We start from the raw sequence: 14,637 nt of genomic DNA on the forward strand, positions 1-14,637 counted from the left end.
CCAATATTTGAATGTATCAGCCACAGAGCATGGTCAGAAATAGGCAACAAACTTGAATGGGCCTGTAGCTATATATTCAAGAATGCACAAAAATCCGCTCAAAGGAAATCCAAGAAAAACATTACATTAGACGGGATTTATGCAAAACTTATTGCTTAAGGTTCAGTCTATGTACCTACACTAACCCAAAAAGCTAACTCATTGATAGAAAAGAAACATTAGTTCTCTATCTCGAATTCCAAATGGATACTTTTCGTCCGCACCTGCAAAATTTCAAGTTACAAACTAAAGTATTCTACAAACCTAAAACCCCGCGACACCCTATATCCTCGAAACAAAAAAAGAGGGCCTTAACCTGCCCCTCTCAAATCTATATATTCTGCCTTTCCGCGACTTGTGCTTTTATCCAGTTCTGAATATCACTTTCAACCCAAGCAACTGAGCGACGGCTCAATCGTACTTGCTTTGGGAACCTACATTCTCTTATGCCCCTGTAGATAGCAGAGCGACTCAAAGTCGTCATTTCAATAACAGCTTCTAATTTTATTAACTTAATTTTATTCATGTTGTCATGCCTTACCTGAATATTGATGTTCACGGTAATGACATATATCTAAAATATTTTGGATAACGCCGCCAACTCCTTCCTGCATTATCTATCGCTAAAAAAAATGAAACCCTTCCAACCGATATGGCTGAAAGGGCTTTTTCATTAACTAAGAACATAACCCGCATAATAAACTGCTCAGAGCTATGCTGATTTCTGGTGTATGGAAGAGAAAGGAAGTTGCGGTGTAATCTGTTGATGTAGTTCTCGCCAGAACAATTAACAGAAAGGTACACCGCATGACTGATAATACTGTTGTTTCACTGAATACACCACAAGACCCACTTACAGAACTGATACGTCAAGGGGCTAGAGATTTGATTGCACAAGCTGTTGAAGCTGAGCTTCAACAGTTACTTGCCCAACATCAGAGTGTCATGGTTGACGGCAAACAAGCCATTGTTCGCAACGGTTTTTTACCTGAACGAACCTTGCAAACAGGTGTCGGTGATGTCGAAGTGCAAATTCCTAAGGTACGAGATCGCTCAGGGAATGGCGTCAAATTTAATAGTAGTTTGATACCACCGTATCTCAAGCGAACGAAGAGTGTAGAAACACTGCTTCCGTTACTTTACCTCAAGGGGATATCTACGGGCGATATGCTGCCCGCTCTTGAATCTTTGCTTGGTAAGGATGCGAAAGGACTTTCAGCCAGCAGCGTTTGTCGTCTCAAGGAGCAGTGGTCTACAGAATACGAACAGTGGCGTAAGCGTGACCTCGGTAAGCGTCGCTATGTTTACGTCTGGGCTGATGGTGTTTACTGTCACGTTAGGATGGACGATAAGCTCTGCTTACTCGTCATTATCGGCGTGGATGACACTGGTCGTAAAGAGGTTCTTGGCGTTCTGGATGGTCACCGAGAGTCAGAAGCCAGTTGGACGGAGCTCATAGAGCAGTTACGAGCACAGGGATTACAGTTAGCACCTAAGCTTGCCATCGGAGATGGCGCACTTGGCTTCTGGAAAGCCGTGGCTAAATGCTGGCCGCAGGCTGACCAGCAGCGTTGTTGGGTACATAAGACAGCAAATGTGCTGAACAAGGTGCCCAAAAGCGTACAGCCACGAATGAAGGAAGCGCTGCAAGATATTTGGATGGCAGAAACGAGAGATGACGCTTATCAGGCCTTCTCAACCTTCCAGAAACGCTTTGAAGCTAAGTATCCAAAGGCAACCGACTGCTTGGTGAAAGATAAAGCTGAAATGCTGGCGTTTTACGACTACCCAGCAGAGCACTGGGTTCATATCAGGACAACGAACCCAATAGAATCGATGTTCGCTACAGTTCGCTTACGCACTAACAAGACGAAGAACTGTGGAAACAGAAAAACCACGTTGATGATGGCTTACAAGTTAATGCTAAGTGCTGAGACGAAGTGGCGTCGCCTACGAGGTTTTAAACTCCTCGCAGATGTAGTGAAAGATGTTCGCTTCATCGATGGAGTGAAAGAAATGGAGACTCATCAACAGGCTACTGCATGATCTCCATACACCACATTTGACAATAGCTCAACTGCTCATCGAAAAACAAAAGAGAGCATAGGGTTTCACATCACAACGTTGTCGCTTTACTGTCCAACCACCCTTGTTCACGCAATCGATTCCAAGCAGCCAAAATATGAGCTGATTTCATATTTGCTTTTCTCGCACTCCAACCATGAACACCATTAATCACATCTTCACTCGTTGGAACTTTATCACCATATTCCTGAGTTGCTACCCAATGAACAGTTGCTAGGAGGACGATTGAGCTTAAGAAATTACAATGCACAGGTGGGTGAAACTTACGCGATGATAAAAGCGTTGAACAAGCTTACTGGGTTAGGTATGCCTGAAACTTGTCGTATTGATTAAGAAATACGCGAAACGGGGTAGTTCTATCTTTAAATTTAATTACGCAACAAAGCCTCGAGTTACTGGCTTAACATCTATACCGAGTTCACGACAACAACGCCCAACAAGGTAAGCAATAGTATTGAGAGGCTTTTCATGAGCAGCACGGAATTGCTGGATAGTGGCAGTGGCTGCCTTAAGATCACCTTCTTTTTTACGAAGTCTTCTACCTGCTTTTTTTACTCCATTATTGGAATAAGAAAAGTCTTCAGCTGCGTTTTCATCTACCGTACGTTCAAGGAAGTCTTGAAAGTTCAGTTCGTAATCGTCATGGAAGGTTTTGGATGCTTGTTCAGCAGATGGGGTGTCGTCAATTAGGAAACTAACGACACTTTTTCTTTATTACTCACAGGCTAGTAGTACGTCCTGACTGTTTAATTTGCGCGTAGTGGGATTGAATTAGATGATCTGGAATCACTTTCTGGTGTGTTCCGTCCCATACTTGATGCCACGGGCTACCATCTCGGTGTGTTAGGTCCACCAACTGTGGTCCAGTTAAGTGACCAAGTTGAGAAACAACATCCTTCACGATAGATTCGCTTTCAGAATCTAAAACCACATCACCCCGTTCGGTAATGACGTTCGCTCCGTACGACTTAAAACGGAAATACACAGATGGCACTACTGGACCAAACTTCCATGCAAATACGTCATCAACCACTAGAGGGCGTTGAAAATGCGCCAAAGACAGGCCATGGCAAACATAAGCCAGTTTCTGTAGCTGCAAATTGGAGAAACATTTACCTTGCTCTTTCGCATGCTTAAGCAAGCTCAATGCAACATCTACAGCGCTGTAGGTATGATAAGTTTTCATTTTATTTATCCAATTTCGTCTAAAAGGTTTACATTTTCCAGTCGATGCAACGAAAATAGTGTAAAACATAGCTGTATTTTAAGACAGTACTTTTATTCACAGTTAGATGCTCGTTCGTATGGATTAGTAATATGTTGGTAAGTTTATTCAGGGTACTGAAGTGAAACGCTAAATTACTTCGTGATCCCCCTCTGACCTCAGGTACAATGATAGCAAATATAGCCCTCAAACGCTTGGGCTTTGCGGGAAGGCTTGTCAGTCATGGCCTGCGCTCACTCGCGAGTACAACTCTTAATGAACAAGGTTTTGAAGCCGACTTAATAGAAGCAGCTTTGGCTCACGTTGATGATAACCAGGTTCGCAGCGCCTATAACCGTACCGACTATCTTGAACGACGAATCCCTATGATGTGCTGGTGGAGCGGGCATATAGTAGAGGCCGCCAAAGGCAGCCTCTCTGTGACAGAGACAAAACAGCTGAAGGTAATCTAATACCAACCACAGTAAGTAAGTGATCAGAAATAGCGTTTTAGCAAGCTAGAGTGAGGTGTCATTTACTTTGCACTCACCTAGCGTTCGACCGCCTCTACTTTTATGGAAAGAACAAACCGATTCACATCAGCATTAGCCCTGAAAACAGCCGGTATGCACTGATTCGGCAAGCACGAAGTGATGGGCTTCGCGTAAATACGAAAAGTGCAAACGGTAGCGCCACACAGACCTTATTCGATGACTTATAATCGAAAAAAATCTGAGAGGACAAGGAATGAACGAAAAGCTGTTTGCTGAGTTGGTGGCACAAATCAAAGTAGGGAAACAATTGCCGGATGCTATCTACCTTCATAAAGATGCCTTTAGCGCCCTACCGACAGTCCTCACTCAATTCATACCTGCGGTAGCAAAAGCCGTTAGCCTAGATGACGAACACTGGAATCTAGTGAAACTGTTTAAAAAAGAATTCCGCCTATCTTTGCTTCACTACCCCGAATTCTACACTGACTCCTACCCTGCGCTAAGACAGAGCTTAAACGTCGACCTATCTAAGTTAAGCCATAAAATCACAAGCTACTCGGATTCTGACAACCCACCGATCCTTCATCGCAAAGAGACCATGATCTTGCCGGAATGTGAGCACTTTGATCATTTCACTTCACTCACTCAAGAAGGTGAAAACGCGGGGCTGTATGAGAATAGTCGGCTAATTGGATTTAAGCGCTCTTGGGAAAACCTTATTGCGCGTCATGGCTATGAACTTGTCGACGGGCGTTTGTTCCGCAGCTCTGCTGTCACTCAAGTCGAAGAAACCGGAATTGATAGGCACAAAACGGCACTCGTTCGCCATGAACTGTCTGCACCTATGAAAACACTGGTAAAGCATGGTTATCTAGAAGGCTCTCATTCCATTTTTGATTATGGCTGCGGACGTGGTGATGACTTACGAGAACTGGAGGCACATGGACTAGACCCGCTTGGCTGGGATCCTAACTTTCAGCCTGATAACGACAAAGTGAGTTCAGACATCGTCAACCTTGGCTTTGTTCTAAACGTGATTGAAGATCAAGACGAACGTTTAGATGCGCTGTTAGGCGCTTGGGAGCTGGCGGGTAAACTTCTCGTTGTTTCTGTCATGCTTGCCAACGAAAGCTATATTGCCCAATTCAAACCCTACAGAGATGGTGTAATTACTTCCCGGAATACCTTTCAAAAGTACTATGCGCAATATGAGATAAAAGCATACGTAGAACGAAGCCTTCAAGAAGACGCCATTACCGTCGCGCCCGGTATTTTCTATATATTTAAAGACAAACTTGAAGAGCAGCAATACCTACAGAGTAAGTACAAACGACATCACAAATGGCAACAACTGACTTCGCCAGAGCCTATCGAAGCAAAAGATAAAGCCAAGCTGCTTATCACTCAGCATCAAGATTTGTTCAACAGTTTTTGGAATACCTGCTTAGAACTAGGCCGAATTCCTGCCAGCGACGAATTTGAACAATCCGATAAAATCCGGGAGCTAATCGGCTCAAACAAAAAAGTGTTCAACTTGTTGCAAGAGATGTTTGATACCCAAGAGTTTGAGCAAGCGGAAAAGAGTAGAAAAGAAGACCTGCTGCTGTACTTCGCTATGGGGTTGTTTGAGAAAAGAAAGCCTTACACGCAGCAACCAGAGCCACTAAAGCGCGATATCAAAGCGCTGTTTGATGACTACAAAACTGCCATTAACCTGGCAGCCGAGTTGCTATTCGCGATTGCCGACAACGACTTAATCCAGCAGCAGTGCGAGAAAGCACATAACCAGTTACCAGCCAGCCTTCTCAATGAAGGACATTCATTGATTCTACACCGAGACTTTATTGATGATTTACCATTGCTGCTGCGAGTCTACGTAGGCGCGGGGCTACAAATGTATGGCGAACTGGATGAAGAAATAGATCTTATCAAAATTCATATCACATCCGGTAAGCTCACCCTAACCGCCTATGATGACTTTGAAAAATCGGTTCCTTTCTTAGTAGGGCGTATAAAAATCAAGATGGCCGAGCAAGACATAGACTTCTTTGATTACGTCAATGAAGATCGTAGACCACCACTGCTCAACAAGCACCTTTACATGCCAACCGAACACGAGAACTACAAAAAGCAGCTGAGGTTTGATAAGCGATTAGGGAAGTTGGTGGAGTTTGAACCAACTAAAGAGACTCAGATGGTTCGAGCAGAGTTTGAGGTACTTTTAGGTAAACACAACAAAGAAATCAAAGGATTTAGAATCAACACCAAAGTACCCACATAAACTTTTAGAAAAAAAGTGCCCTGCCATAGAAATCCCCTCTCTATCGCTGTAAAATACTCGACCTATTTTGGCAAACCAATGCAGCATTTCGCACTTTTGAAATGAACACATAACAAACTCGACGCCTAGTATGTCATTTTTTGACAAACTAAAAATAATGAGCTTTAATTATTTTTAGTTCTTATGTCATAAAAATAACAAACCAACTAAGGTCTTCCCATGCAAAATCAAGATTCAGGCTATTGCTACTCCTTTCCTGCTGTTAGAGGAATTCAAGCTGGACGTCCATTTTATATTGCGACGTGCCCTCTTCGCATCATTCCCAAAATTTTCAGTTACAACGAAGATGATGTTCCGCCAGAGCTAAGAGCTCAAAGAACGTTGAACAAAACTCGTATACCTGAAATGGTGAAGTATCTGCTCGATAACCCTAAAGAATATGTTTTCTCCGCACTAACAGCTTCTGTTGGTGTTGATATCTCATTCAATGATCACGAAGGAGCACCTAACTTAGGGACACTTCAAATCCCAATGGATGCACAGATCCTAATTAATGATGGTCAACACCGTCGTAAAGCGATTGAAGAAGCACTGAAAGAAAATCCAGATCTGGGGCAAGACAATATTCCGGTCTTATTCTTTATCGATGAAGGCCTGGGCAGAAGCCAACAAATGTTTGCAGATTTAAACAAGTACGCCGTCAAACCGAGTCCATCTCTTGGAACACTGTATGATCATAGAGATGAAAGCTCAGAGCTTGCGCGTGAATTAGCAACCAAAGTAAAACCCTTCATCGGAATGACTGAAATGGAGAAATCCAATATTAGTCCTAAGTCGAACAAACTATTCACTTTGAGCAGCATAAAACAATCTACTCGAGCGCTTTTAAGCAAAGGCCCGAAGGATGGCTTCAGTGAAGAAGAAAAACAATTAGCACGTGAGTTTTGGGAAGAAGTCACGTGTCATATTAAAGACTGGCAAATGGTGATAGACAAACAAGTGTCACCAGCACAGCTACGCCAAGAATACATTCACGCACACGGCGTTGGACTGCATGCTATAGGTGTTTTAGGTAAACACCTGCTTTGCCAAGAACCAAAGCAATGGAAAGAAAAGCTTCAACAGCTAGCGAACGTGAACTGGTTAAAAACCAACCCAGAATGGATTACACGCAGCATGAACCATGGCAAACTGAGTAAATCCAATATGAATATTCAGCTTACTGCCAATGCACTAAAAATTGAACTTGGGTTACCACTAACCCCAGAAGAAAAAGCTCTAGAGAAGCAGTTATCATGATACACGAGCTAAAACTGGCAGAAGATCTCGCCGAAGAATATCAAGAATTCATCAACGCTGAAGAGTTCGCAAATAACAAACTCAGCCATTATATCGCTGACGTGCAGCGTGTTTACTGCGCCGACAATCGCCCTTGGGTAATTGGTTACAGTGGTGGTAAAGACTCATCAGCAGTTATGTCACTGGTTTATATGGCACTCCTTGGTTTAGAGAAAGAGCAACGTCATAAACCAGTATTTGTCGTTTCATCGGACACCTTGGTTGAGACTCCTGTCGTTGTAAACCATATAAAAGACTCTTTAGCAGCGATACAAAAAGGCGCTAAACGCGACGACCTGCCAATAAGCTGTCACAAAGTGGTACCAGAATCAGACCAGACGTTTTGGTCGAGCCTTCTTGGTAAAGGTTACCCAGCACCAACTCGCTCTTTCCGCTGGTGTACAGAGCGAATGAAGATCGATCCGGTTAGTGACTTCATCAAAAGCAAAGTATCTCAATTTGATGAGGTAATCGTTGTATTGGGCTCTCGCAGCCAAGAAAGTACTTCGCGTGCTCAAGTTATCGCTAAGCATAAAATTGATGGTTCTCGTTTAGCTTGCCATACAACTCTAGCGAACGCATTCATTTACACGCCAATTGATACATGGGCCGTCGATGATGTTTGGAAGATCTTACGTTTATGTCGTTTAGAGACAAAAGAAACTCCATTAGGCACTCGAAACATTTGGAAAGATGACTACGACCTAGAGTGGGAAAACCCTTGGGGTGGCAAAAACCTAGTGCTTTGGAATCTTTATAAAGATTCTTCAGGGCAAGGCGAATGCCCGATGGTTATTGACGAAACGACACCATCTTGTGGTAACTCTCGTTTTGGCTGTTGGACGTGTACAGTTGTAACGAAAGACCGTGCGATGGAAAGCCTTATCCAAAACGGTGAAGAGTGGATGGCTCCTCTTCTTGAGTTCCGCAATAAGCTTGCTGCGACCAATGTACCAAAAGACAAAGATGAATATAGAAACTTTAAAAGACGAACAGGCCGAGTTCACGATCAAATCAAAAAGTTACCTTTTGATATAAAAACTCCTGAAGCGGCAATTAGTTACATCAAATCTGAAAAACTTGATGAGCTTTACAATACTCAAAAATTTCGCATCGTTAACGACACCAATAATCAACCGTTATCAATTGAGATTCTTGATGGTGAAATTGTTGTTGAGACTGTTGTTTATCAAGTTGATACGAAGGACTCAAAAGAGCGTAAAGCATGGTTTTGGTCACGCTACACTCCTGGACCTTACTGGCTTAAATACCGCCGTCAGTGGCTTCGTGAACTTCTAGATCTAGATAAAAAGTTTAAGTCTGAAGGTCGAGAGATTGAGTTAATCACAGTTCCAGAACTGCATGCTATTCGCCAAGAATGGATTCATGATCCAAATGAGCCAGACTGGGATGACTCACTACCAACTCTTTTCAAAGACGTTTATGGCTATGACCTAGATTGGGTATACGACGATAACGCGAGTTTTGGTAAAGATGACGCACAGCTAATCCATGAGCTTTGTGACAACTTCGATGTTGAACCAGAAATGATCATGAAACTGATCGAGTTGGAAGTTTCTATGGAGGGCTTAAGCCGCCGTAGCGGTATTTCAAACAAAATCGCATCGCTATTGAAGCGAGACTGGGGAAGCTTGGAAGAGATCAAACAAAAGCATGCTTCTCTACAGAGTAAAGTTGAGTTTGATATTCACCAAAAAGAAATTGAGCGTTATAACGAACAGCTTGCTGACTTAGATAAGCAGCTTCAAAAAGAGTTTTAAATACTGAAATGTTGATTACAAAACTAACTTTAAACAACTTTCGCGTGTTTCGCGGTGTGCATGAAATCAACCTGCGCCCAGCACCTGCTCGTCTAAGTAAAAATGGTCCTATTGAAGGAACCGAACGACCAATCATTCTGTTCGGTGGTCTTAACGGTGCTGGCAAAACATCGATTCTGACCGCTGTACGACTCGCTCTTTTTGGCCGTCAATCATTTAGCCAAGTTCTGTCAAACGGTGAATATGTTGATGCCCTATCCGAGCTTATTCATAAAGGTGTCGGCCATGGTGGCGTTCAAGATAACGCATCTATCGAGCTTGAGTTTAAATACAGCCAAAACGGTGAAGAGAACACTTATAAAGTGATTCGCGGTTGGAAGCGCGGTAAGAAAGATAACCTGTGCCTTGAGAAAGGTGGTATTCAAATTCCTGCGTTGAACTACGAACAGTGCCAGGGCTTTCTTAATGAACTTATTCCAACAGGTATCGCTGACTTATTCTTCTTTGATGGAGAAAAAATTGCAGAACTAGCTGAAGACGAATCTGGAACAGTTCTGAAAACAGCTGTACGTCGACTACTAGGTTTAGATGTAATCGCGAAACTCAAAAGCGACCTAAATATCTTCTTGAAAAAGCAAGGTTCCGGAGCTTTAAGCCAATCTCTAAAAGAAGAGATGAATGCATTAGATGAGCAAAGAATTGATCACGAACGTAAAGCTGAAAAGCTTCGTGGTGAGGCTGATATTGTTGATGCTCAAATTGAGCTAGTATCACGCGATATTCTTAACCTGGAAAACAAGCTTTCCCAGAATGGTGGTGCTTGGGCAAAAACCAGAGAAGATGAACAACACAAAGTTGAAAGCTTGCTTAAAGAGAAAGTAGAGCTTGAAAAACAGATTCGTATGGAAATGGAAACGAACCTTCCATTTTCACTTGCTCCGAAAGCAATGCAAAGGCTTCAAACTCAGATTAAACAAGAGCAACAAGTCAAGAAAAAGCAGAACTTTGGTAATGAGCTAGATTCCTTCCTAGAAACCCTATGCTCAAAATATCCAAGCTTTGATACCGAAATGGCGCAAAATGCAATCGCAGACAGCTTTAAAGCACACGTTGGTGAATTTGATTCAACTGAGCTTCTTTTGGATATATCCGATCGCCAAGCGAATACTATCGATTACCAATTGTCCAACCTATCGCAAGATTCTTTCTCTCGTTTTGACAAAGCACGAGTACGCCTCCAAAAAGTCGAAGAGGAGATCGACAACGCTTCAAATAATATCGCACGTGCACCAGAGCAAGAACAAGTGCAGGAGTTATTTTCAGATGTTCGCACTTTAGATAAGAAGAAAGAAAAACTTATTATCGAATATCATGATTTACTGGAAAAGGCTAAGCGAGAACTTCGACTAGCTTTAGAAACAGCACGTCAAATTCAGAAGCTACACGATAAGCACAAAGACCAATCGAACAAAGATCAAAGTATTAGTAATGCGCAAAACTCAATCTTATTGCTAGATAAGTTTGGTGAACAGCTAACTAAAGCGCGTGTGAACCAATTAGAAAATGAGTTCGTTCAATCATACAAGAAGCTTGCTCGTAAGGAAGATTTACAACTCACAGCTTCAATCAACCCAGCAACATTCGATGTTGAGTTAGTTGATGAACACGGTATTAAGATCAACCGTAAGGCGATGTCTGCTGGTGAGAAGCAGATCTACGCGATATCGATTCTAGAAGCTCTTGGTCGTACATCGGGTCGTAAACTTCCAATCATCATTGACACACCACTAGGTCGATTAGATTCACATCACCGTGACAAACTGGTAGAGAATTACTTCCCAACCGCAAGCCACCAAGTGGTGATTCTATCAACTGATACAGAGATCGATAGAAACTACACAAGCCTTATCCAAGACGATATTGCTCGTACTTATGAGATCTGTTTCGACGGTACAACTAAGGCTTCAACATTGAAAGACGGTTACTTCTGGAAAGAATCGATTAAGGAGGCTGTTTAATGCTACCTAACCGCATGAACTTAACCCGCTCTACTGAAGAACAGCTCAAAAAGCTAAAGGGGTATACAGGAGTCACTCCAAACGTATCGGCACGTATCGCTTTCTTCCGCTCCATCGAAAGTGACTTTCGATACCAAGGCCAAGAAGCTAAGCTAGATGGCTCACTTGTACTAGATAAGTACACATGGCTTGGTGAAACGGGTGAAGTGACTGAACTCATGTTGAAGATGTATTACCCAGAGCTTGATACCAAAGAGTATCAACAAGCTTGGGCAGCACACGTCGAAGATGGGATAGCTTCAATTAGAAATCACCGTTCCTTGAAAGCTATTGCTGCTTCAATTTAAGAAGCCAACAACAAACAACACCTATATCTAAGAAACAAGTGATTGATGGCGCTTGTTTCTTGGTTACTAATAAGCTACAGACTAATAGGGTTTAAAGACTTCTTTCAAATGCCATTCAAGTACTTTGTCAGAAGGATACGCAGAAACATCTCTTGGCAAGTCAATTGACTTGTTGGCGAATTCCCAAATCAACCGCTCAACCATGCTTCCTCCTCTCGTTGCAGGAGAAACCTGTACTTTTAGTTCACTACTAAATGTAATTACACCTTTATCTAACGCCTTATGATGGATACTGCACAATGCAACACCATTCGATACCTCACAAGGGCCAGAGTACTGCTTCCATTTTATATGCGCAGCTTCAATGCCGACTGGAACAGTATCAAGAGCCAAATCAAAACCACATACAGCACATCGGTAGTTGTAAGCACGTAGAACATTCTTACGGAAATTGGGATCACGTTGCTTAGTTGACGAATCAACTTCAAACCCAAAGCGAACAAACAACTCTTCCTGTAACGTATCAGGAAAATTGTCTTGAATTAGCTTAGAAGCTATCTTTTCTATCAATATTGGATTAGAAATTAAATTCTGATATGAAGTCGCATCAAACCCTGCCATCACATTATACTTATTAAGGTCACTCTTACGTGGATCTCCTTGGCTAGATAGTGCGCACTGTTCACCGTTTAGAATTTCCCAAAATGACTCAGGTTCATTTGCTAACCGCCAAAACGGGTACTCCGCTCGATGTGACTTTCGCGCAGGGCCATACTGAACCAGTAGCTCCTTAACCTGCTTGTCCACTTCATTCTCAAACTGGAACAGGCGCTCATGGCCTCGTTTGTATTGAGATAGAGCATAAAGCAACATTAAGGGCTTATGTGGAGCACGTTGTTCTCCCCAGCGCCAAGTAGAGATTGCATCAATCTTATCTATCAATTCCATTAATTCTTATTCGCTTGATTTCTGTACTGAACAAATACAACTTTCAATCGGCTCTCATCAATCACACAATATTGTTCAACAATAGGCTTAGCTTCATCAAAAGACTTTACTTCCGGTAATAATGTTCTACATAAATCCGTAAGACTCTCAAAACGTGTCTTTTGCTTCGATACTAAGTTGTATGCGAAATGCCAATTAAATCCGTATCCATTGTTGTGAGCTTTTAGCAAAGATAGATATAAATATTTGTTAATATCCAAATCTAGTCGTTGATTTAGAAGTTTTTGAATAACACCTAACTCGATGACACGATCTTCTTTTTCAATAATACCTGCAGCAGCCAAAATAATGGCCTCAATGTCAAATGATGCAAATGCTTTATCTGTTTGTTGATACGTGGATTCATCTACCCTAACAATAGTACCATTAGTAAGAAGCTGATCCAGATAAAAGCTAGCGTGACCTACTGATTGACTGCGAATCTTACTTGCAATATGAGCTTTATCCAGAGGCTTATCAGAAGAAGCAAATAATTGCTCTATAACCATTTGTTGATTTGCGAGGCTAAAGTCTTTTTCCAAGCTGATAGTATCTGCACCAGACTTACCATTGAAGAAGATTCCTAGTCTTTCACCATAAGCCCTAACAATATGTCGAACAGTAAAATAATCTAGGTCTTTATCATCTGAATCTTGATAATAATCTATGGATAAGTTCAGTGAATCCCTACCTTCATTTGACGCTCTAACCAATATTTTATGTACGCTTTTTAGCGTTAGCTCAATACTAGCTTCCGACAAAGCTAAGTAAGTTAAATGTTTGTAAGATCCACGATCATGTTGATAAATCCACCCTTCATCAACAGCAGTACCTATTGCGCCATCAACTCTTTCTTCCGGTAAACTAACCTTAGAGATACCTTTTTCATTAGTTTTTTTATGCAGATTTTTCCAAGTTAAACCCGAAGGGTAATCGAGCAATGTATTGGCGATAGCTAATGGTTTAGACAAGTTTATAGGTAAAACTAATTCCCCTAACAACTCAACTTTCTTACCACTAAGGTTTGATATTGCATTTTCAGAGACTGCTCGCTCAAAACCTAACCTATCTTGCAAATATGAGGCAATTGAATCAATCTCAGTTGGTGAGGAATGCTCAGCCCAATAATCATCTAATATTGAAGCAGAAATATCTGGATAAACTATTTTTGTTAAACCGCCGCCAGGTAGTTCGCAACTCATTTCTAGAAACTCATAGAAACCTTTCAAGGAACTAAATTGAACTCGCATATGAGGGAACAGTGTTTTGCGTAAAACACTTAAATTGGACTTCACGTTTACCCATAAAGTCACAGGCGCTACGCGCATATGCGCTCGCCAATTTTTCTCTATTCGTTGTTGGATTTGGCGAATACGTTCCCTAGATACTTTTCCACTCGGTAAAGTATCTCCAATTTCCTGTAAAGTTACGCTTTCGGTACCGTAACCAAGGCGTTTAGAGAATATATACTTATCTCTTTCATTTAACGCTGTTAGAAATGAATTCAAGTCCTCTAATAGAGTCTGCTCTAGTTCAGAGAGATCAAACTGCTCTCTCCCAGAATACAGAAGAGCCTTAGATTCACCCTTTACTTTTTTATCGAAGTAGGCCACATCTTTACTATCGACATGCTGAACCATCTCTTTCACGCGAGATATTTTCTTATCTCCCATACTTGGGATAGCTTTTAAGTCCCCGTAATCCAAGCTTCGAACTTCACCTAGAGTAATTCCGTCACCTAAGTGCTTGCATAATAAAGAACAAACTACTTTATATTCGTGAGGCAATGCAAGTTCAGAAACTACCAGTTCGTCAGCTGGTTTAGGCTCTAGAATTTCTTGCTTAGAAAACTCCCCTACTAGGTTTGTACTTGAACCAAGCCTTTCTCTCAAAGCTGTAACGTGGAGTAGCTTTCCTTTACCAAACCCCTTAAGTGAAAGAAATTCTTCATCTGTTTTTGACAGGAGATCAGAGATCAGTAACTCACGTCCCATGCGGGCTTGAATAAATTGAACTGTCACAAGCTCCTTATCCGAAATTTCGATGTTGCCTATTAGCTTTTC

10 protein-coding genes and 3 pseudogenes are annotated in these 14,637 nt (G+C 41.9%); 9 read left to right on the plus strand and 4 right to left on the minus strand.

Annotated features, from left to right (window positions below; genetic code table 11):
- Positions 1–159: pseudogene (locus H5300_RS21925) on the plus strand (IS4 family transposase); the annotation flags it as partial.
- Between the two features lie 211 nt (positions 160–370).
- On the opposite strand, the gene H5300_RS21930 reads toward H5300_RS21925, so the two are convergent.
- Positions 371–565 carry an AlpA family transcriptional regulator gene (locus H5300_RS21930; protein ID WP_017088307.1) on the minus strand — a complete coding sequence of 65 codons (195 nt, stop codon included), beginning with the start codon at positions 563–565 and terminating at the stop codon, positions 371–373.
- 281 nt (positions 566–846) lie between these two features.
- Between H5300_RS21930 and H5300_RS21935 the strand changes: the two genes are divergently transcribed.
- Positions 847–2,085, plus strand: a complete 1,239-nt coding sequence (locus H5300_RS21935; RefSeq protein ID WP_182796901.1) for an IS256 family transposase — start codon at positions 847–849, stop codon at positions 2,083–2,085.
- A gap of 243 nt (positions 2,086–2,328) precedes the next feature.
- A pseudogene (locus H5300_RS21940) lies at positions 2,329–2,457 on the plus strand (IS5/IS1182 family transposase); the annotation flags it as partial.
- A 385-nt stretch (positions 2,458–2,842) separates the two neighbouring features.
- Here H5300_RS21940 and H5300_RS21945 read toward each other — a convergent pair.
- A complete protein-coding gene (locus tag H5300_RS21945) occupies positions 2,843–3,310 on the minus strand; it encodes a Panacea domain-containing protein (RefSeq protein WP_182796902.1) in 468 nt (155 codons plus the stop codon).
- A 212-nt stretch (positions 3,311–3,522) separates the two neighbouring features.
- Here H5300_RS21945 and H5300_RS21950 point away from each other — a divergent pair.
- The 6 genes and pseudogenes from H5300_RS21950 to dndE form a co-directional block, all read left to right on the plus strand.
- Positions 3,523–3,801: pseudogene (locus H5300_RS21950) on the plus strand (tyrosine-type recombinase/integrase); the annotation flags it as partial.
- 274 nt (positions 3,802–4,075) lie between these two features.
- Entirely contained in the window at positions 4,076–6,103 is a 2,028-nt protein-coding gene (locus H5300_RS21955; protein WP_182796903.1) for a DNA phosphorothioation-associated putative methyltransferase, read from the plus strand.
- Positions 6,104–6,322: 219 nt separating this feature from the next.
- On the plus strand, positions 6,323–7,402 hold the full coding sequence (dndB, locus tag H5300_RS21960; RefSeq protein WP_182796904.1) for a DNA sulfur modification protein DndB: 1,080 nt from the start codon (positions 6,323–6,325) through the stop codon (positions 7,400–7,402).
- Positions 7,399–9,222 (plus strand): DNA phosphorothioation system sulfurtransferase DndC, encoded by a 1,824-nt coding sequence (locus tag H5300_RS21965; RefSeq protein WP_182796905.1) that lies wholly within the window; start codon positions 7,399–7,401, stop codon positions 9,220–9,222. The genes dndB and H5300_RS21965 overlap by 4 nt, the downstream gene beginning before the upstream one ends.
- A gap of 8 nt (positions 9,223–9,230) precedes the next feature.
- Complete coding sequence (gene dndD, locus H5300_RS21970) at positions 9,231–11,240, plus strand: DNA sulfur modification protein DndD (protein WP_182796906.1); 2,010 nt, start codon at positions 9,231–9,233, stop codon at positions 11,238–11,240.
- The gene (gene dndE, locus H5300_RS21975; protein WP_182796907.1) at positions 11,240–11,587 is read left to right on the plus strand and encodes a DNA sulfur modification protein DndE; all 348 of its coding nucleotides are present in this window, start codon (positions 11,240–11,242) and stop codon (positions 11,585–11,587) included. The genes dndD and dndE overlap by 1 nt, the downstream gene beginning before the upstream one ends.
- Positions 11,588–11,668: 81 nt before the next feature.
- Here dndE and H5300_RS21980 read toward each other — a convergent pair whose 3' ends face one another.
- A complete protein-coding gene (locus tag H5300_RS21980; protein WP_182796908.1) occupies positions 11,669–12,535 on the minus strand; it encodes a phosphorothioated DNA-binding restriction endonuclease in 867 nt (288 codons plus the stop codon).
- Positions 12,535–14,637 (minus strand): sigma factor-like helix-turn-helix DNA-binding protein (locus tag H5300_RS21985; RefSeq protein WP_220503549.1); only part of this gene is annotated, 2,103 nt, incomplete at its 5' end. The genes H5300_RS21985 and H5300_RS21980, both read right to left, overlap by 1 nt.

The sequence above is a fragment of the Vibrio sp. SG41-7 genome (genome assembly GCF_014164465.1).
GTDB lineage: Bacteria > Pseudomonadota > Gammaproteobacteria > Enterobacterales > Vibrionaceae > Vibrio > Vibrio splendidus.